At 67.7% G+C, this 18,980-nt stretch carries 14 protein-coding genes and 2 pseudogenes; 7 read left to right on the top strand and 9 right to left on the bottom strand.

Features of this window, described 5'->3' with window-relative positions; all coding sequences use genetic code 11:
- Together J7024_RS31920 and J7024_RS31915 are read left to right on the top strand one after the other, a co-directional pair.
- Nucleotides 1-818 (top strand): aldehyde dehydrogenase family protein (locus J7024_RS31920; protein ID WP_234745797.1); only part of this gene is annotated, 818 nt, incomplete at its 5' end.
- Between the two features lie 241 nt (nucleotides 819-1,059).
- Entirely contained in the window at nucleotides 1,060-1,749 is a 690-nt protein-coding gene (locus tag J7024_RS31915; protein WP_175750513.1) for an alpha/beta hydrolase, read from the top strand.
- Nucleotides 1,750-1,783: 34 nt separating this feature from the next.
- Here J7024_RS31915 and J7024_RS31910 read toward each other — a convergent pair whose 3' ends face one another.
- Together J7024_RS31910 and J7024_RS31905 are read right to left on the bottom strand one after the other, a co-directional pair.
- Nucleotides 1,784-3,277, bottom strand: coding sequence for an amino acid permease (locus tag J7024_RS31910; RefSeq protein ID WP_234745796.1), 1,494 nt, complete (start codon nucleotides 3,275-3,277; stop codon nucleotides 1,784-1,786).
- A 90-nt stretch (nucleotides 3,278-3,367) separates the two neighbouring features.
- Nucleotides 3,368-4,774, bottom strand: coding sequence for an aspartate ammonia-lyase (locus J7024_RS31905; RefSeq protein WP_124826282.1), 1,407 nt, complete (start codon nucleotides 4,772-4,774; stop codon nucleotides 3,368-3,370).
- A gap of 154 nt (nucleotides 4,775-4,928) precedes the next feature.
- On the opposite strand from J7024_RS31905, the gene J7024_RS31900 reads away from it, so the two are divergent.
- Complete coding sequence (locus tag J7024_RS31900) at nucleotides 4,929-5,903, top strand: LysR family transcriptional regulator (protein ID WP_124826283.1); 975 nt, start codon at nucleotides 4,929-4,931, stop codon at nucleotides 5,901-5,903.
- A 117-nt stretch (nucleotides 5,904-6,020) separates the two neighbouring features.
- On the opposite strand, the gene J7024_RS31895 is transcribed toward J7024_RS31900, so the two are convergent.
- Nucleotides 6,021-7,085 (bottom strand): asparaginase, encoded by a 1,065-nt coding sequence (locus tag J7024_RS31895; RefSeq protein ID WP_124826284.1) that lies wholly within the window; start codon nucleotides 7,083-7,085, stop codon nucleotides 6,021-6,023.
- Nucleotides 7,086-7,407: 322 nt separating this feature from the next.
- On the opposite strand from J7024_RS31895, the gene J7024_RS31890 reads away from it, so the two are divergent.
- Nucleotides 7,408-9,633 (top strand): TonB-dependent receptor, encoded by a 2,226-nt coding sequence (locus J7024_RS31890; RefSeq protein ID WP_175750512.1) that lies wholly within the window; start codon nucleotides 7,408-7,410, stop codon nucleotides 9,631-9,633.
- A 51-nt stretch (nucleotides 9,634-9,684) separates the two neighbouring features.
- On the opposite strand, the gene J7024_RS31885 is transcribed toward J7024_RS31890, so the two are convergent.
- The 3 genes and pseudogenes from J7024_RS31885 to J7024_RS31875 form a co-directional block, all read right to left on the bottom strand.
- On the bottom strand, nucleotides 9,685-10,008 hold the full coding sequence (locus J7024_RS31885; protein ID WP_124826286.1) for a hypothetical protein: 324 nt from the start codon (nucleotides 10,006-10,008) through the stop codon (nucleotides 9,685-9,687).
- A gap of 151 nt (nucleotides 10,009-10,159) precedes the next feature.
- The gene (locus J7024_RS31880) at nucleotides 10,160-11,182 is read right to left on the bottom strand and encodes a DUF2891 domain-containing protein (protein WP_124826287.1); all 1,023 of its coding nucleotides are present in this window, start codon (nucleotides 11,180-11,182) and stop codon (nucleotides 10,160-10,162) included.
- A 65-nt stretch (nucleotides 11,183-11,247) separates the two neighbouring features.
- A pseudogene (locus J7024_RS31875) lies at nucleotides 11,248-11,397 on the bottom strand (5-oxoproline transporter, DUF969 family subunit); the annotation flags it as partial.
- A 316-nt stretch (nucleotides 11,398-11,713) separates the two neighbouring features.
- Between J7024_RS31875 and J7024_RS31870 the strand changes: the two are divergent.
- Nucleotides 11,714-11,938 (top strand): hypothetical protein, encoded by a 225-nt coding sequence (locus J7024_RS31870; RefSeq protein WP_124826288.1) that lies wholly within the window; start codon nucleotides 11,714-11,716, stop codon nucleotides 11,936-11,938.
- 37 nt (nucleotides 11,939-11,975) lie between these two features.
- Here J7024_RS31870 and J7024_RS31865 read toward each other — a convergent pair whose 3' ends face one another.
- Nucleotides 11,976-12,404, bottom strand: coding sequence for a hypothetical protein (locus J7024_RS31865; protein ID WP_124826289.1), 429 nt, complete (start codon nucleotides 12,402-12,404; stop codon nucleotides 11,976-11,978).
- A gap of 520 nt (nucleotides 12,405-12,924) precedes the next feature.
- Here J7024_RS31865 and J7024_RS31860 point away from each other — a divergent pair.
- Together J7024_RS31860 and J7024_RS31855 are read left to right on the top strand one after the other, a co-directional pair.
- Nucleotides 12,925-13,929, top strand: coding sequence for a chemotaxis response regulator protein-glutamate methylesterase (locus J7024_RS31860; protein ID WP_124826290.1), 1,005 nt, complete (start codon nucleotides 12,925-12,927; stop codon nucleotides 13,927-13,929).
- A 54-nt stretch (nucleotides 13,930-13,983) separates the two neighbouring features.
- Complete coding sequence (locus J7024_RS31855; RefSeq protein WP_124826291.1) at nucleotides 13,984-15,072, top strand: diguanylate cyclase domain-containing protein; 1,089 nt, start codon at nucleotides 13,984-13,986, stop codon at nucleotides 15,070-15,072.
- A 22-nt stretch (nucleotides 15,073-15,094) separates the two neighbouring features.
- Here J7024_RS31855 and J7024_RS31850 read toward each other — a convergent pair.
- Nucleotides 15,095-17,344 (bottom strand): annotated as a pseudogene (locus J7024_RS31850) (putative bifunctional diguanylate cyclase/phosphodiesterase).
- Nucleotides 17,345-17,820: 476 nt separating this feature from the next.
- On the bottom strand, nucleotides 17,821-18,717 hold the full coding sequence (locus tag J7024_RS31845) for a LysR substrate-binding domain-containing protein (protein WP_124826293.1): 897 nt from the start codon (nucleotides 18,715-18,717) through the stop codon (nucleotides 17,821-17,823).
- Nucleotides 18,718-18,980 lie beyond the last annotated feature (263 nt).

The following is an 18,980-nucleotide window of genomic DNA, read 5'->3' as shown; positions in this document are numbered from 1 at the left end:
CCGGCGAGCCGCGCGGGCGGCATCCGGACGTCGACTGGCTCGGATTCACGGGATCGAACGCGGTCGGCCACGAGGTCGCGCGCTGCGCGGCCGATTCGAACCTGAAGCGCGTGTGGCTCGAACTCGGCGGCAAGTCGCCGCAGCTCGTGCTGCCCGACTGCCCCGACCTCGAACGCGCGGCACGCACCATCGCGCATGCGGTGTTCTACAACACCGGGCAGATGTGCACGGCAGGTTCGCGGTTGCTCGTGCATCGCGCGATCCGCGACGAACTCGTCGCGCGCGTGCTCGCGATCGCGCCCGAGTACACGCCCGGCGATCCGCTGTCGCCCGACACACGGATGGGCAGCCTGATCGATGCGGCGCAGGTCGAGCGCGTGCTCGGCTACGTCGACGCCGGCCGCGACGAGGCCACGCTGCTCGCCGGCGGCAAGCGCGCGCGCACGGAAAGCGGCGGCCAGTACGTCGAGCCGACCGTGTTCGATTGCCCGCGCGCCGATGCGCGGATCGTGCGCGAGGAGATTTTCGGGCCGGTGCTCGCGGTGACGGCGTTCGACGACCTCGATACGGCCGTCGCGCTCGCGAACGACACGCGCTACGGGCTGGCTGCGTCGGTGTGGACCGCCAACCTGACGACCGCGCACGAAACCGCGCGCCGCCTGCGGGCCGGCACGGTGTGGGTGAACGGCTACGAGGAAACCGACGACATGAATTTCCCGTTCGGCGGCTTCAAGGAGTCGGGCAACGGGCGCGACAACTCGCTGCACGCGCTGGAGAAGTACACCGAGTTGAAGTCGACCGTGATTCGGTTGCGGTGATCTCGGGGGAGGAATGCGCGCCGGCCGCCATGACGAGCCATGCGGGTGGCATACCGACTGACGGCAAGGAGCCGCCGCTCGGCGGATTTTCTCGCGTCACGGCGCGAATGGCCGCCCCTGATATCGAACGCCCGGGCAGCGCATTCATTCCGATTAGGAAACAATCAATCGCCATCCGGCGATTCACCTTCCCGCCCGCGCGCTCTAGACTGTCGGATCATTCCCCAACCGGACCCATGCAATGACCGACGTCCTGCCGCTGACCACCGACTCCGAATCCGGCCTCCAGTACCGGCTGCGCCCGGCCGACGGCCGCCCCGCGGGCCGCCTGTTGCTGCTGCACGGCGTCGGCGGCAACGAAACCAACCTGCTGAACCTGGCCGGCACGGTCGACCCGCGCATCGAAATCGCCTTCGTGCGCGGTCCGCTGACGCTCGGCCCGAACCAGCACGCGTGGTTTCCGGTGCGCTTCGGCCCGAACGGCCCGGAAATCGATGCGGCCCGCGCGGAGGCGAGCCGCGCGCAGCTGATTGCGCTGCTGCGCGCGTTGGGCGCCCGGGACGTCGAACCCGCCCCCCCTGCATTGCCCACCGTGATCGCCGGCTTCAGCCAGGGCGGCATCATGAGCGCGAGCGTCGGACTCACGTCGCCGGCCGACGTGGCCGCGTTCGCCGTGCTGTGCGGCCGCATCCTGCCGGAAATCGATCCGCTGATCGCACCGCGCGACGCATTGAGCCCGCTCCACGCGCTGGTGATGCACGGCCGCTTCGACGACAAGCTGCCCGTCGCATGGGCCGACACCGCCGACGCGAAGCTGACGGCGCTTGGCGTCGCGCACGACACGCGGCTGTACGACGCCGGCCATGAACTGACCGTCCAGATGGCGCGCGATTTCGGCCGCTGGGTCGACGCGCGCGCCGGGTTGAACTGAGCGCACCGGGCGGCCAGGTCGCCCGCGCAGGTCGTCAGACGTTGCGCGCCGGATCGCCGATGACCGGCGCTGCGGCAACGGCCTCCCGCGCGACGCCGCGCTTCGCCAGCTTCCAGCCGATCACCAGCGCGAGCACGACGACGGGAGTCATCGCGATGGTCCACGTGCCGCCCGGATAATCGAACGCCATCAGCACCAGCACGCTGGCGAGAAAGCCGAGCGTGAGCCACGACGTGAACGGCGCGCCGGGCATCCGGAACGATACGGGGCTCAGCTCCCCGCGATCGACCGCGCGGCGGAACAGGATCTGGCACATCACGATGAAGCCCCAGGTCGAGATGATTCCGAGCGACGCCATGTTCAGCACGATCTCGAACGCCTGGGTCGGCACGATGTAGTTCAGCGGCACGCCGATCGCATTGATCGCGACGGTGACGAGGATCCCGCCGTACGGCACGCCGCGCGCATTCATCCGCGACACGAAGCGCGGCGCCGAGCCGCCCATCGCGAGCGATCGCAATACGCGCCCGGTCGAATAGAGGCCGGAGTTCAGGCTCGACAGCGCGGCGGTCAGCACCACGATGTTCATCACCGTGCCGACGTAAGGCACGCCGAGCTTGCTGAAGAACGTGACGAACGGGCTTTCGTGCGCGCTGTACGCGGTCCACGGCAACAGCATCGTCAGCAGCACGACCGAGCCCACGTAGAACAACGCGATACGCCACATCACGCTGTTGATCGCCTTCGGCAGCACCTTGCGCGCATCGGCGGTCTCGCCCGCCGCGACGCCGACGAGCTCGATGCTCGCATACGCGAACACCACACCCTGCACGATCAGCACCGCCGGCAGGATCCCGTGCGGAAAGAGTCCGCCGTTCCCGGCGATCAGGTGCAACCCCGTCGCGTGGCCGGCGACCGGATGGCCGCTCGCGAGAAACACGGCGCCAACCGCGAGGAACAGCGCGAGCGTGCCGACCTTGACGATCGAGAACCAGAACTCCATCTCGCCGAACACCTTCACGCCGATCATGTTCATCACCGACACGATCCCCAGCGCGCCGAGCGCGAACACCCATTGCGGCACGTCGGTGAACACGGCCCAGTACTTCATGTAGATCGCGACCGCAGTGATGTCGACGATGCCGGTGGTCGCCCAGTTCAGGTAGTACATCCAGCCGGCGACGAACGACGCGCGCTCGCCCATGAACTCGCGTGCGTACGACACGAACGAGCCGCTGGTCGGCCGATGCATCACCAGTTCGCCGAGCGCGCGCATGATCAGGAATGCGAACACGCCGCACACGAGATACACGACGGCCAGCGCGGGCCCCGCGCTCTGCAGGCGGCCGCCCGCGCCGAGAAAGAGGCCGGTGCCGATTGCACCGCCCATCGCGATCATCTGCACGTGGCGCGGCTTCAGTTGCTTCGCATAGCCGGCTTCGTGCGACGCGAACATCGCATGGCGGTCGGCATGGCGGGGATCCGCGCCGCCGGCCGTATCGGCCGGGCGCTCGCTGGCGTGCTTCATGGTGTGTCTCCGTTTCTTGATGTGGTGCGCCCATCGGCGGGGCGCAGCGGGAACGGCCACGCGCGGCGCGCCGGCGCCGCGCGGCCGGAATCAGTACGCGCGCGGGCGGATCAGCGCGTCGGGTCGCAGCGCCTCGTCGAGCTGCGCCTCGGTCATCAACCGGTGCGCCAGCACGACTTCGCGGATCGACTTGCCGCTCTCGTGCGCCTCGGCGGCCACGGCGGTCGCGCGCTTGTAGCCGATGTACGGGTTCAGCGCGGTCGCGAGCGCGACCGAACGCTCCATCGTTTCGCGCAGCCGCTCGGGGTTCGCGGTGATGCCGCTCACGCAGCGGCCCGTGAGGGTCGTGCACGCGGCCGTCAGATGGCTGAAGCTGCGGAACAGCGCGCTCGCGATCACCGGCTCGAATGCGTTGAGCTGAAGCTGCCCGGCTTCGGCCGCGAAGGTCACGGTCAGGTCGTTGCCGAACACTTCGAACGCGACCTGGTTCACGACTTCCGGAATCACCGGGTTCACCTTGCCCGGCATGATCGACGAGCCGGCCTGCACCGGCGGCAGGTTGATCTCGCCGAACCCCGCGCGCGGGCCGCTCGACAGCAGCCGCAAGTCGTTGCAGATCTTCGACAGCTTCACCGCGATCCGCTTCAGCACGCCCGAGATCTGCACGAACGCGCCGCAATCCTGCGTCGCCTCGATCAGGTTCGGCGCGGTGCTGAGGTCCAGGCCGGTGATGCGGCGCAGCGCGGCCAGCGCCTTCTCCGCGTATTGCGGGTGCGCGGTGATGCCGGTGCCGATCGCGGTCGCGCCGAGATTGATCTCGCGCATCAGCCAGCCGGCTTCCTGCAGGCGCGCGATGTCTTCCGTCACCATCACCGCGTAGGTCGAAAACTCCTGGCCGAGCGTCATCGGCACCGCGTCCTGCAACTGCGTGCGGCCGAGCTTCAGCAGCCCCGAAAATGCGTCGGCCTTCTCCGCGAACGCGTCGCGCAGGCGCGCCATCGCCTCCAGCAGGTGCTCGACGGCGAAGCACGTGGCGATCCGGATCGCGGTCGGATATACGTCGTTGGTGCTCTGCGCGAGATTGACGTGCTCGTTGGGATGCAGGTATTCGTACTGCCCGCGCGCGTGGCCCATGATTTCGAGCGCGCGGTTGCAGATCACCTCGTTCGCGTTCATGTTGGTCGACGTGCCGGCTCCGCCCTGGATGATGTCGACCACGAACTGGTCGTGCAGCCGGCCTTCGCGGATCTCGACGCACGCGGCGGCGATCGCGTCGCGATACGCGCCCGGCAGCAGCCCGAGCTCGCAGTTCGCATCGGCCGCGGCTTCCTTCACGGCGGCAAGCGCCATCACGAGGTACGGCAGCGACGCGATCGTGCGCCCCGAAATATCGAAGTTCTCTTTCGCTCGCAGCGTATGGACGCCATAGTACGCGTGATCCGGAATGCTTCGCTTACCTAAAAGATCCGCCTCGACGCGGAAGCCTTGTTCCGTCATGGTCCCCTCCTCAAATGTCCCGTGCCGACGCGGCAAACGCACTGTGCCCGCCGCGTCCCGATACGACGGGATCGCATTCTATGCCTTTGCATAAAGAAGCTCGCTTCTGTATTATCGAAAGCGGTTTTGCGTGGGACGCAACAGCGAGAAACGAATGAAAATAGCCGCGAGAGACACCGGCGTCGACCATCTCGGCGCCATGCGCACCTTCGTGCGCGTCGTCGACATGGGAAGTTTTTCCGCGGTCGCGAAAGAGATGCACGTGTCGACGTCCACCGTCGCACGCAAGATCACCGCGATCGAGGAAGCGCTGGGCGTCGCGCTCCTGCATCGCTCGACGCACAGCGTGACGCTGACCGAAGCCGGCCACATCTACCTCGAACGCGCGGTCACGCTGATCGCGGATCTCGACGATACGCTGCGCGTCGTCGCCGAGCTCAATGCGCACCCGAGCGGGCCGCTCAAGCTCACCGCGCCGGTCGCGTTTGGCCGCCGTCATCTCGCGCCGCTCATCGCGCCGTTTCTCGCGCGTTACCCGACGATCCAGCTCGACGTGCGGCTCACCGACAACCACAACGATCTCGTCGCCGGCGGTTTCGATCTCGACATCCACGAGGGCGAGAACTATCTCGACAACCTGGTCGTGCATCGGCTGTCGCGCAACGACAGCATCCTGTGCGCGACGCCCGGCTACCTCGAGCGCTGCGGGCGGCCGGCGACGCCGGACGACCTGACGCGTCACAACTGCCTGCGCTACGTGCATCCCGAAGGCGATCCGCGCTGGGAACTGACGAGCGACGATGCCCGGCACAGCGTGCTGCCGGGCGGCAACCTCGTCACCGACCATTCGGAGCTGCTGCTCGAGGCAACCTGCGCGGGGCTCGGCATCGCCGAGTTCGAGATCTGGCTAGTGCGCGACCTGCTCGCGAGCGGCCGGCTCGAACCGGTGCTGCCGCGCTATCGGCTGCAGAACAGGCTGACCGGCGAGTACATCTACATCGCGTATCTGGCGAACCGGCGCAGCTCGGCGAAGTTGCGCGTGCTGAAGGACTTTCTCGCGGAACAGCTCGCGGACATCGGCGCGCTGTCGGACGCACAGCTGATGAAGATTCGCGACGCTCGCGCGTAGCGCGCCGCGGCCGCGGCTGCGGCGCTCGCATGCGCGGCAGCATCGGCCGGCACTCGCAAGCCGACGCACACCGCGCTCGCGACGAGCCGCGGCCGTGCATCGGCACGCTCACGCCATTCAGGCCGCCTGCAATTCGAACGGGAACGTTGCGTGCCCGATCTCGACGCCCTGTGTATTGAGCATGCGCGGGCGATGGAACGCGGCCAGCCGCGCGCGCTGCGCCGCCGTGCCGATCTGCAGCCGTTCGAGCAGTTCGCTCACGACCATGTACAGCACGTCGATGTTGCCGTCGCCGATCTTCACCGAGATGCCGAGCGCGCCGTGCGCACCAAGCTGCCGCGTGCGTTCCGACGCGCGCACGCCGATCCCGTAGCAGCCGTCCGCACCGAGCTTGCCGACCACCTGCCCGTCGAATGCACCCATCAGCACCGTGCAGAAGCGCCCTTCTCCGGCGACCAGTTCAGGATGCGCGGTCATCGCATGATGGATGCGCGCCAGCGCGCGCACGCGGTCGGTCGCCGCATCGCCGCCCGCTTCCACCGTATCCGCACCGTCGGCCAGCGACGCGTAAAGACGCGCGAGCCGATCGAGCGAGAAAGCCGGCGTCGGCAGGTTGCATCCGTCGATCGCCCAGTCGACTTCATCGTCGCGCAGCCCGCACGCATCGGCCACCACGTGCTTCACGCGCACCTGCATCGGATGGTCCGGCAGATGGTAGTCGGCGATCGCCGCACCGATCGCGCGCGCGCCGGCCAGCATCCCGACGTGCTTGCCCGAACAGTTGCTGCACACGCCGGTCGGCGTGTAATCGCGCTTGATCCACGACCGGTACACCGCATCGGACAACGGCGCATGGCCGCCGCACCGCAAATCCGACTCCTGCGCGTCGACCTTCGCCAGCATCGCCCGCGTGCGCGCGATGTGCTGCTCCTCGCTGCTGTGCGACGCGCACATCAACGCGATGTCCGCATCGTCGAAACCGAACCGCTCCGGCGCGCCCGTCTCGATCACCGACAGCGCCTGCGCCGGCTTCGCCGCCGAACGCGCGAGCGTCGTCCGGAACGGATCGCCGAACCGGAACAGCAGACTGCCGCGGGCATCCACCACCGCCATATCGGCGACGTGGGTGTTTTCGATCGCATTGCCGCGGTACGTCACGACCGCTGCGCGTTGGGTGTCCATCTGTCCTGTCTCCTTCGTCCGGGCCTGTTCGCCGGGGCCCGCGCAACCGGTACGGCAGTGTATCGACTCGCCGGCGCGACGCGCCGGCCGGTCGATGGAAAGCGGTGTTGCACCGGATGCAAAGCAGCGCCCAAGATCACGAAAGCCTGACCGATTTAGTACAAAAACCATTCGATCGTTTACATGATTCGTAATAATTCGTAGAATTGCGATCGCTAACGCGAATCATACGCATTTACATTGACGTTTTCCGGTATTACGGGCCCGGTCCGGTATCGCGAAGACGCATCCGATTCACCGATACTTCCGCTGCCCTCCCGATATGCCCGCCCAGTTCAAGACGAGGCCCCGTGCCCTCGTGTCGGCGCTGACCTGCTCCGTTTTCCTGACGCCGCTGCTCGCTTCCGCCGAAACCGCTCCCGCTACCGATCCGTCGCGCGCCGCCGATACGTCGACGACGCTGCCGACGATCACGGTGCAGTCGTCCGCGCCGTCGGACCTGCAGGTGAAGCGCTCGCCGTCGTACAAGTTCACCGCCCCGCTGCTCGACACGCCGCGCTCGGTCACGGTGATCCCCGAGCAACTGATCAGGGAAAAGAACATCACGTCGTTCGCGGATGCGCTGCGCTCGGTGCCGGGCATCACGTTTCTCGGCGGCGACGCGGCCGCGAACCCGTCGGCCGATCGTCCGGTGATTCGCGGCTTCGAATCGCGCAACGCGATCTTCGTCGACGGGATGCGCGACTCGGGGCTGCAGAACCGCGAGACGTTCGCGGTCGAGCAGATCAGCGTGATCAAGGGCCCCGACTCCGTGTACGCGGGCCGCGGGTCGGTGGGCGGCAGCATCGACATCGTCACGAAGACGCCGCAGAACGACAACTTCATCAACAGCAGCATCGGCTTCGGCACCGACGGCTACAAGCGCGCGACCGTCGACGCGAACCACAAGATCAACGACACGACGGCCGTGCGGCTGAACGTGATGGGTCACGACGCGAACCAGGCCGGCCGCAACGACGTCTACAACAAGCGCTGGGGCGTCGCGCCGTCGATCGTGTTCGGGCTCAATACGCCGACCACGGTCACGGTCAGCTACTACCACATGAACGCGTACGACATGCCGGACTTCAGCGTGCCGTTCCGCGCGTCGGGCGGCACGCCGGTACCGACGAGCCGCGGGCAGTTCTTCGGGCTGAACACGCGCGACTATCGCTACGGACAGACCGACACCGGCGAAGTGCGCATCGAGCACAAGATCAACGACGACTGGAAGCTGAAGAACACGACGACGTTCGGGCGCTCGACGCTCGATTACGTCGCGACGAACCCGCAGATCCTCGCGTCGAACCCGGCGATGCTCGGCCTGCAGGCGAAGAGCGGCAAGTACGCGCTCAACGGTTTCGCGAACCAGACCGAAGTGACCGGCAGCGCGAACCTGTTCGGGATGAAGCACACGATGACGGCCGGTGTCGAGTTCAGCCACGAGCAGGCGCGCTACGAGGGCTATCTCGTGTCGGATTCGGCCGGCGACAACATCCGCTCGGGCGGCCCGTGCACGGTGGCCGGCAACTGCACGCCGCTCGCCGGCGGCTGGAACCCGAACATGCCGTGGACCGGCAGCATCGTGCTGAACGGCGACAAGAGCTTCCCCGGCCCGACGACAAACACGCGCACCGATACCGTGTCCGCGTACATCTTCGACACGGTCAAATTGTCGGAGCGCTGGCAGTTCAACACGGGGCTGCGCTTCGACCGCTACGACACGACCGGCAAGCAGGCCGGCGTCGCCGACCTGTCGAACACGTCGAACCTGTTCAGCTACCAGTTCGGCCTGGTGTTCAAGCCGGTGACCAACGTGAGCCTGTACGCGTCGTACGGCACGTCGTCGAACCCGCCGGGCTCGAACTCGGGCCTCGGCGGCGGCACCGACCAGATCACCGCGACGAACCAGGACCTCGCGCCCGAGCGCTCGCGCAACATCGAGATCGGCGCGAAATGGGACGTGCTGCAGGATCAGCTGTCGCTGACGTCGGCGCTGTTCCAGACCGAAAAGACCAATGCGCGCGTCAGCGACGGTCTCGGTCACACCGTCAACGCGGGCAAGCAGCGCGTGCGCGGCGTCGAGCTCGGTTTCGCGGGCAACCTGACGCCGAAGTGGCACGTGTTCGGCGGCTACTCGTACCTGAACGCGATCACGACCGACGCGGGCCCCGGCAGCCCCGGCGCATCGGGCCTGCCGATGGTGATGGTGCCGAAGCACAACTTCACGCTGTGGACGAGCTACGACGTGATGCCGAAGCTCACGCTCGGCGCAGGCGCGACGGTAATGAGCCAGACCTACGCATCGGTGTCGGCGACGACGAAGAAATGGACGCCCGGCTACGCGCGCTTCGACGCGGCCGCGACGTGGCGCGTGAACAAGACGATGGACGTTCAGCTGAACGTACAGAACCTGTTCGACAAGAAATATTACGCGAGCGCGTATCCGATCTATGCGACGTGGGCGCCGGGCCGCTCGGCGATGGTCACGCTCAACTTCTATCAGTAACCGTCGTGCGACGCCCGACGGCGTTGCCGCCCCGGGCATGCGTGGCCGGGTTCACGCGAGGTGGTAACGCAGCCAGAAGGTCTCGCGGCACGCGTTGTCGAACGTGAGCCGCGCCGGGCTGATCGGCTGCGCATCGGGATGGCGGATCACGTCGTAGTCGATCCAGCATTCGGCGCACAGCAGGTCGGACGGTGCGCGGTCCTGCTCGACCGAGCGACGCACGATCGCGCCGTTGTCGAAGCGGTATTCGGTTTCGTCGCGCGTGACCTCGACGTCGTCGTCGGTCCAGCGGTCGTGCGACGTGACATGCGACACGATCGACACCGGGCCGGCAAGCCCGTGGATCGCGGCGACGTAGGCAATCAACTTGTCCATGGCGAGGCGGCGAACTGGCGGATGGCCGCTACGCGCAACGCATGATGCGCGCGACGGCCCGAGCGCCGAGTATAGCCGCGCCCCGATAACCATGCCGCCGGCAACGGCTTCATCCGGGTTTCGCGCGGGTTTTTCGCTCAGGTTTGGCGCGTCATGCCTCCACCGCCAGCAACGCGAACGTCGCGAGCCAGTGCTCGCCCATGTAGTCGCCGGCCACGTGCGCGAGCGCGCTCGCCAGATGCCGGTCGGCCGCATCGAGCAGCTTCGCGCGCCGCGCATCGCCTTCCGGCAATGCACCGGCGAGCGAGCGCTGGCACCACGCGCGGCTCAGATTCAATCCGTCCAGATGCGCGATCTTGCCGTCGCTGCGGTCGCTGACCGTCGCCGGCACGAACAGCGTCGCCGGCTCGCCGCGTGCGAGATCCGGCAGGAAGCGCGCGAACCAGCCGTCGAATTCGCCGGCCGGCAGCACGCGCCGCATCAGCTCCGCCTCCATCAGCGCGGGCGACAGGAACTCGTCGCCCGACGGCTCCCACGCCTGGCACGCGGCGTCGTTCAAGTGCCAGCGTTTCGCCGTATCGACGATCAGCGCCGCGAGCCCGTCGCGCTGCGTCTCGCGCGCGAAGTCGAGCGTGAGCGCCAGCGCGAACGCAGTGTTGAAGTGCGTGCCGACGCGCAGCGGATACGTCGCCTTCGGCAGGAAGGTTTCGAAGCGCGCGACGAACAGGTCGGTGAGCGGCGCCATCGTCTTCGCCCAGCGCGCGGCCTGCGGCACCACACCCTTGAGCACGAGCCGCTCCAGTTGCGCGGACAGCGCCAGCAGCCACGCCCAGCCGTAAGGCCGCTCGAAGCCGCTGTTGTGCGGCAGCGCGAGATACGCGCGTTCGCCGGCGACGTTCGCGTCGGTGAAATGCGCGTCGACGATGGCGATGATCCGCTCGGCCTCCGGCAGCGCCGGATAGCGTTCGAGCACGCGCAGCACGAGCCAGTAGCCGTGCACGCACGAATGCCAGTCGTAGCTGCCGTAGAAGATCGGATGTAGCGCGCGCGGCCCCTGCACGTCGTGCGGGCATTCGAGCGCATGCGTGAGCTTGTTCGGATATTCGCGGGTCAGGTGCGCGAGCGCGAGCGACGCGAATTTCGAGGCGAGTTCGGGGGTCAGTCGGTCGGTCATTGGCATCTCGTCAGAAGCGGAATACGAAGGCATACATCAGCAGCGTGTTGACGGCCAGCAGCACGGCGGCCGGTGGTCGCCGCATGCACGCGCGAGATCATCCGCTTCGCCTGCTCCTTGAGCCCGTTGCGCTCGAGCAGCGCGATCACCGGCAGCGCGTTGAAGCGCAGCGCGAAACCGATCACGACGATCGGCACCCCAATCAGCACCAGCATTGTCCCTCCTTGCGTCGAATGCGCGGCGCCGTGACGGGCGCCGCCTGCCCGGTTTCGACCAGGTTCAGGCCGCAAAATCTAACACGAGACTTTATCGATAAAAATTCGACAATTTGATGTTTCGGGTAAACGTTGAACCTGACGCGACGTTGCACGCGCCGCATGCCGGATAACGGTTTCGTCGGAACAATCCGGGCGCGGGCGGCGGACGTCGGCCGCGCCGCCGTTTCGTCGAGACTCCCGCGCCGCCGCGCGTGGCGAAGCGCGGGTGCGCCGACTAAACTGGAAGGCATCGGCAACGTACGGGAGAGCCGCCATGATTGACGTATTCCAGACCATCGGCAGCCGCGCCTTCTCCGCGCATCTGGCGAAGGACGGCATGGTCACGCTGATGGAGCAGCGCCATGAAGTCGACCGCGTGACACTTGCCACCGCGTACGCCGCGCTCGTCGAGGAGTCCGAGCAGGAATCCGATTTGCTCGATGCGACCGTCGAAGGGATGATGCGCGCGCTGATCCAGGGGTACGCGCGCAGCCATTGACGCCGCGGCCGTGCCGGCGGCGCGCAGCGGTTCGCTGCTAGGCGGCCGGCGTGCCGGCGCCCTGGCCGAACCACCGGCCTGCGCGCAGTTGCCGGTAGTCGGCCTGCGTGAAGATCCTCAGCAGGTTCGCCACCGCGCCGTTAGCGGCGCGATCGCACTCCGTCATGAAGGCTTCGACCGCGTCGCGATCCGCAAACAGGATCGTGCCGAAGTAACGTTCGCACTCGGTGTCGGACAGGTTCGTCGCGCGCAGCTGGTACGGATGGTGAAGCGCGGCGAACAGGAAGTAGTAGCGTTCGGCATCGTCGCGCAGCACGCGCACCGCGTCCGAATCGACAGGAAACTCGCGATGGAAGGACGCATGCCCGCTCTCGATATGGATCCGGTACACCAGCCGGCCGTCCCGCTCGATCACGACCGGCGCGTACGGGTCGCGGCTGACGACCACGGTGTCGGGTGCGGTCATCGCGCCCGCCCTGCCGCGCGGTTGCATGAGCCGTTGCACGTTACCCGTCGTGTTCCGTGTGCGATTTTCATCCGCCGTGACGCTCCGTGCATCGAAATGAAACTGAAACCGTTTAGTGTTGCCGGCCGCTCTCGCCTGTCATGGAAAATGCGTAGCGGCAAATACATGGAATCAGCGATCGCGATGACGATCGGCCGATCGCCTCGCGACACGAAGCCGTCACGCTACCATACCGGCTCCGGGAGCCCGTTTTCCGCACCGCCGCACGGCGCATGCGCGGCTGTCCGGCCGCATGGGCGGCAAAAAATGCCGCCCGACCATAGAGGAAAGGGTCGGAATCGACGCAATGCGCAATTTTTTCGATTGCCGCCGCTCGCGGCGCATGACAGCATTCGGGCGTCGCCAACCGAAAAGAATTCCGTGCCGTCCGTCCGCCGATGCTTACCGGTGCCGGACCGGCACCGCCTTCCATGAACCCGGCCCACCTCCAACACTACGAACCGACCGGAGTATCCCGCTTGTGAACATCGGCATCGTCAACGACCTCCCGCTTGCCGTCGAGGCGATGCGCCGTGCGATCGCGCGACGTCCGGAGCACCGTGTGCTGTGGGTCGCGACCGACGGCGCGCAGGCCGTCGAACTGTGCGCCGTGCAGCCGCCCGACATCGTGCTGATGGACCTGATCATGCCGAGGTGCGACGGGATCGAGGCAACGCGGCGGATCATGCGCTCCGGGCGCCCGTGCGCGATCCTGATCGTGACGAACTGCATCGGCGCGAACGCGTGGCGCGTGTTCGAGGCGATGGGCGCCGGCGCGCTCGACGCGGTGGACACGCCGCGCCTCGGCGAAGGCGAAGCCGGCGACTCCACCCGGCTGCTGCTCGCGAAGATCGAGCAGATCGGCCGCCTGCTCGATGCGCCCGGCGGTGTGCGCGCGGCCGGCACGACCTCACACGCGAACGGCGGCCCGCTGATCGCGATCGGCGCATCCGCCGGCGGGCCCGGCGCGCTCGCATCGATCCTCGGCAGCCTGCCGGCCGACTTCCGCGCGCCGATCGTGATCGTGCAGCACGTCGATCGCGCCTTCGCCGAAGGGATGGCGCAATGGCTCGACGGCCAGACGCAGCTGGCGGTGCGAGTCGCGCGCGAAGGCGACCGCCCGCAGCCGGGCGTCGCGCTGCTCGCCGCCACCGACGATCATCTGCGCATCACCCGCGCCGGCACGCTCGAATACACGCGCGAGCCGGCCGCCACGCCGTACCGGCCGTCGGTCGACGTGTTCTTCAACAGCCTGACCGAACACTGGCCGGGCCGCGTGATCGGCGTGCTGCTGACGGGCATGGGACGCGACGGCGCGATCGGCTTGAAGGCGCTGCGGATGAAGGGCTATCACACGATCGCGCAGGACGAGGCGACGAGCGCCGTATACGGCATGCCGAAGGCGGCCGCCACACTGGGCGCGGCGCGCGCGATCCTGCCGCTCGAACGTATCGCGGGCGAGCTGACCGCACTCGCGCGGATCTGAACCGATGACGCCCCGCCCTCTTCCTCGCAGCCGCGGCGCTACGCGGCCCCGATCATGACCCGCGACCTGACCCGCCCGCCGGGTGACCCGCATGCGGCGGCCGACGCCGCGCCCGCACGACATACGCCGGCCGCCGACGTCCCGGCGATGGTCCTGCTCGTCGACGACCAGACGATCGTCGCGGAAGCCGTTCGACGCGCGCTCGTCGACGACGAGAGCATCGACTTCCACTATTGCCCGCGCTCGGACGAAGCGATGGCCACCGCGATCGAGACACGGCCGACCGTGATCCTGCAGGATCTCGTGATGCCGGGCATCGACGGGCTGAGCCTCGTGAAGGCGTACCGCGCGAATCCGGCGACGCGCGACGTGCCGATCATCGTGCTGTCGACACAGGAAGAGCCGGTGATCAAGAGCGCGGCGTTCGCGGCCGGCGCGAACGACTACCTCGTGAAGCTGCCCGATCGCATCGAGCTCGTCGCGCGGATCCGCTACCACTCGCGCTCGTACATGAACCTGCTGCAACGCGACGAGGCCTATCGCGCGCTGCGGCAATCGCAGCAGCAACTGCTCGAAGCCAATCTCGAACTGCGGCGCCTCACGCATTCGGACGGGCTGACCGGACTGTCGAACCGGCGCTACCTCGACGAATACCTGGCCGCCGAATGGCGACGCGTGGCGCAGGAGCGCGGCGAGCTGTCGCTGCTGATGATCGACGTCGACAACTTCAAGCTGTACAACGACACGTACGGACACGTATCGGGCGACAGCGTGCTCAAGCAGGTCGCGGCCACCATCGAGCGCTGTCTCGGGCAGTCCGGCGATCTGGCCGCGCGCTTCGGCGGCGAGGAGTTCGCGGTCGTGATGCCGTCGACGTCGCCGGGCGCCGCACGGCTGCTCGGCGAGAAGATCCGCCTCGCGGTCGAGGCGCTGCGGCTCGAGCACGCGCATTCGTCGACGGGCCGCTACGTGACGATCAGCATCGGCGGCGCGACCGTCGTGCCTGCACCCGACGTGCCGACGACCTCGCTGATCGAAGCGGCCGATCGCGCGCTGTATCGCGCGAAACACGACGGCAAGAACCGTGTCGCGGTCGATGGGCCGGCGCCCCCCTTCGCGCCGGGCACCGGCGGCTTCGTCTGAACGCCGGCGCGGCCCGTGCGGCCTACGCGGCCGCGAGCCAGCGCGCGTAGTCGAGCGGGTCGAGCGGCCGGCTGAACAGGTAGCCCTGCTGCATGTCGCAGCCGATCTGCTGCAGGAACCACGACTGCGCTTCGGTCTCCACGCCTTCCGCGGTGACCTTCATCCCGAGCGAATGCGCCATCGCGACCACCGCCTGCGTGATCGCGACGGAATCGCGATGATCGGGCACGCCCGACACGAACGAGCGGTCGACCTTCAGGTTGTGCAGCGGAAAACGCTTCAGGTACGCGAGCGACGAATAGCCGGTGCCGAAGTCGTCGACCGAGATCCGCACGTTCATGTCGGTGAGCGCCTCGAGCATCGGCAGCACGGTGTCCGTGTCGTTCATCAACACGCCTTCGGTAATCTCGAGCTCGAGCGCGCCCGGGTCGAGTTGCGTCTGCGCGAGGCAGCGGTCGACCGATTCGACGAGCCCTTCGTGGAACTGCCGCGGCGACAGGTTGACCGCCAGCATCAGGTCCGGCGCGATCGTGCGGCGCCATTCGGCGGCCTGCCGGCATGCGGTTTCGAGCACCCACTGGCCGATCGCGACGATGAGCCCGGTATCTTCCGCGACCGGGATGAATTCCGCCGGCGACATCGGCCCGAGTTCCGGGCTCGTCCAGCGCAGCAGCGCTTCGGCGCCGACCGTGCGGCCGCTGCGCGCGTCGACGACCGGCTGGTATGCGAGCCGCAGCAGGTCCGATGCGAGCGCGCGCCGCAGCGACTGCTCGATCGCGAAGCGGCGCTGCAGGCGCAGGTTCAGCTACGCGGTGAAGAACGTGAAATGGTTGCGGCCGCGCTGCTTCGCGTCGTACATCGCCGAATCGGCGTTGCGCATCAACGTGACGGCATCGTCGCCGTCGCGCGGCGCGACGCTGATCCCGATCGACACACCGAGCCAGTATTCGTTGTTCGCGATCGCGAACGGCTTCGCGATCGTATCGATCACCTCGCGCGCAAGCACGGCAAGCCCGTCGGGATCGCCGCAGTCGTCGACCAGGATCACGAACTCGTCGCCGCCGACGCGCGTGAGCGAATACCGGCCGCCCGCGCAGGCCGCGAGCCGCGCGGCGACGCTGCGCAGCAGCGCGTCGCCTGCATCGTGGCCGGCCGTGTCGTTGACCTTCTTGAAGCCGACCAGATCGATGAACAGGATCGCGACCCGCGCGGGCCCGGCCGCGGCGTCGCGCATGCCGAACAATTCGCGCATCCGGTCGGACAGCCAGCGCCGGTTGTACAGGCCCGTCAGCGCATCGCGCGTCGCCATGTAGCGCAACTGCTGCTGCGCTTCGCGCACGGGGCCGATGTCATGGAACGACACGAGCACCGATTCGGGCTGCGTCTCGCCCGGCTTCACGATCGGCACCGCGTTGCCCCGCACCCAGATGACGTCGCCGTCCGCGAGCCCGAAGCCGACCGTGTAGTCGAGCAGCGGCGCGCCCGTCGCCAACACGCGCCGGCTCGGCCAGTCGTCGGGCGGAATCGGCGTGCCGTCCTCGTGCAGCTTGTACAGGATCACCGTCGACAGCCGCCGGCCGACGAGGTCGCCCGTCGTGCGCATCATCCGGTTCGCGCTCGGATTGCTCGCGACCACCACGCCGTTGCGCGACACGACGAGAATGCCTTCGCTCAGGCTGTTGACGACCAGACGGTGATGTTCCTCGCTCAGTGCGAGCTGCCGCGCGATCCGGTCCTGATGCACGGCGAGGCCGACGCTGTTGCCGATGTCGCGCAGCAGGTCGGTTTCCTCGTCGCTGGGCCGGCGCGGCGTGCGGTAATAGACGGCGAACGCGCCGAGCACGCTGCCGGCTTCGTCCTCGAACGGCACCGACCAGCACGCGCGCAACCCGAGCGGCAACGCGAACGAGCGGTAGTCGGCCCATAGCGGATCGGTTTCGATGTCTTCGACGGCGACGATCCGGCGCTCGTACATCGCCGTGCCGCACGAGCCCGCGGCGGGGCCGATCGTCGCGCCGTCGATCGCGATGCCGTACTGGGCAGGCAAGGACGGCGCGGCGCCCACCCGCACGTGCATGCCGTCCGGGTCGAGCAACAGGATCGTGCAGGACGCGCCGTCGCCGAGCAACGCCTCGGCGCGCCGGCAGACCTCGACGAGCAGTTCCGGCAGCGGGGTATTGCGTGTGATCAGTCTCAGCACGCTCTGCTCGGACGCAAGGACTTCGGCGGCGAGCCCCAGGCTGTAGCGAGAACTTTGCGGTTCGGTATTCAAGATGAATCCTGCCGTCAGTCCGACCGGGTCTGTTGCGCCCGATTCGTTAGAAATCCTTCGTGCCGTGTGCCGCTCCGGGTTTACGCCGACTCCCGGTGCGCCCCCGATCGCGCGTGCCGCTGATGCGCCAACGTACATTTAACACCAATCCGTGCGCGCCGGCGCATCCGCTCGCATCAGGGCTTACACGCGGTCGCGGCCGCACGCGCCAAACCCCGATTCGTCCGATGGTTGTGCCGCACCGCATCATTCGGTGTCGCCGGGTTGCGCGCGCATCGCCGCCGTCAGCGCGTCGATCGCGGCCGCCACCGACGCGCCGCCACGCTGTTCAACCACACGATGCTGCTCTACCACGACAGCGCGCGGATGCCCAGGGAATTGTCCAGGCTGCGGAACAAAGGCGTGCGCGACGATCCGCAAGCACCGCCGAGCGGGCCGGCGGGCGGCGGTGAAAGCGGCGGCCCGCGCCGCCGCCGTCAATCCTTGCGGATATGTTGGGCGAGGAAGTCGATCAGCAACCGCACGCGCGGCAGCAACCCCCGCCGCGACGGAAACACCGCGTGAATCACGCCGCCCTTCGGCGCCCATCCCGGCAGCACGTCGATCAGCGTGCCGTCGCGCAGATCGTCGTCGATCGCCATGCAAGGCAGCTGCACGATGCCGACGCCATGAATCGCCGCGTCGCGCAGCGCATGCATGTCGTCGGAGATATAGCGCGGATGGTGGCGCAGTTGCGCATGCTCGCCGTTCGGCCCGACCAGTTGCCACACGTGATGCCGCGCCGGACCCCAGTCGAGGCTCGGCTCGCCAGCCAGCCCGGCCGGATCCGTCGGCGGCGCCCCGCGCCTGGCCAGCCATTGCGGCGCGGCCACCAGCCGCTGCGGGCTGTCGCCGAGAATGCGCATCACGAGATCGCTGTCCTCCAGCGGCGGAAAGCGCACGCGCAGCGCGAGGTCGAAGCCTTCGCTCAGCAGGTCGACGCGACGGTTGGTCGCTTCGAGATACACGTGCACCTGCGGATGAATCGCCATGAAACGCGCGATGAGCTCGCTGACGCGATATTCGAGCAGCGCGGTCGGGCAACTCACGCGCACGATGCCGCGCGGCTCCGCGTGCTGACGCTCGATTACCTCGCGCGCCGCATCGGCTTCGACGAGCACCGCAAGACAGCGTTCGTAGAATTCGCGGCCGGTTTCCGTGACCGTGAAGTGACGCGTCGTCCGCTGCAGCAGCCGCACGTCGTATTGCGCCTCCAGCGCGGCGATGCGCCGGCTCAACGTCGATTTCGGGACGTCCAGCGCCCGCCCCGCCTGCGTGAACCCGCCGTGCTCGACCACCTTCACGAAATAGTAGAGGTCGTTCAGGTCATCCATGATTGTTCCACTCATAGAACACTGACGGCATTTTACGGGACTGGAAAGCCGGTTGTTGCGCGCATAGCATCCTTACTCAACGTGAGTCGATTGGATCGCGGCGGCCCGGACATATTCCGGACGGACGCATCGCGCATCGAATCGATTCACCAGGCCTGCCGCACTCGCGCGCCGCGCAATCGCAGCCGGACGTTTGCGACATCGCGGCGGCGCCAATCTGGACCCTCGGGATTCCTCTCTCTTCCTGCACTGACTCTGGAGGC

Origin of the sequence: Burkholderia sp. WTPI3, assembly GCF_021483755.1 — a bacterium.
Taxonomy (GTDB): Bacteria; Pseudomonadota; Gammaproteobacteria; order Burkholderiales; family Burkholderiaceae; genus Burkholderia.
Note: the sequence above shows the minus strand (reverse complement) of the source record. Positions and strands in the feature narration are given on the sequence as shown.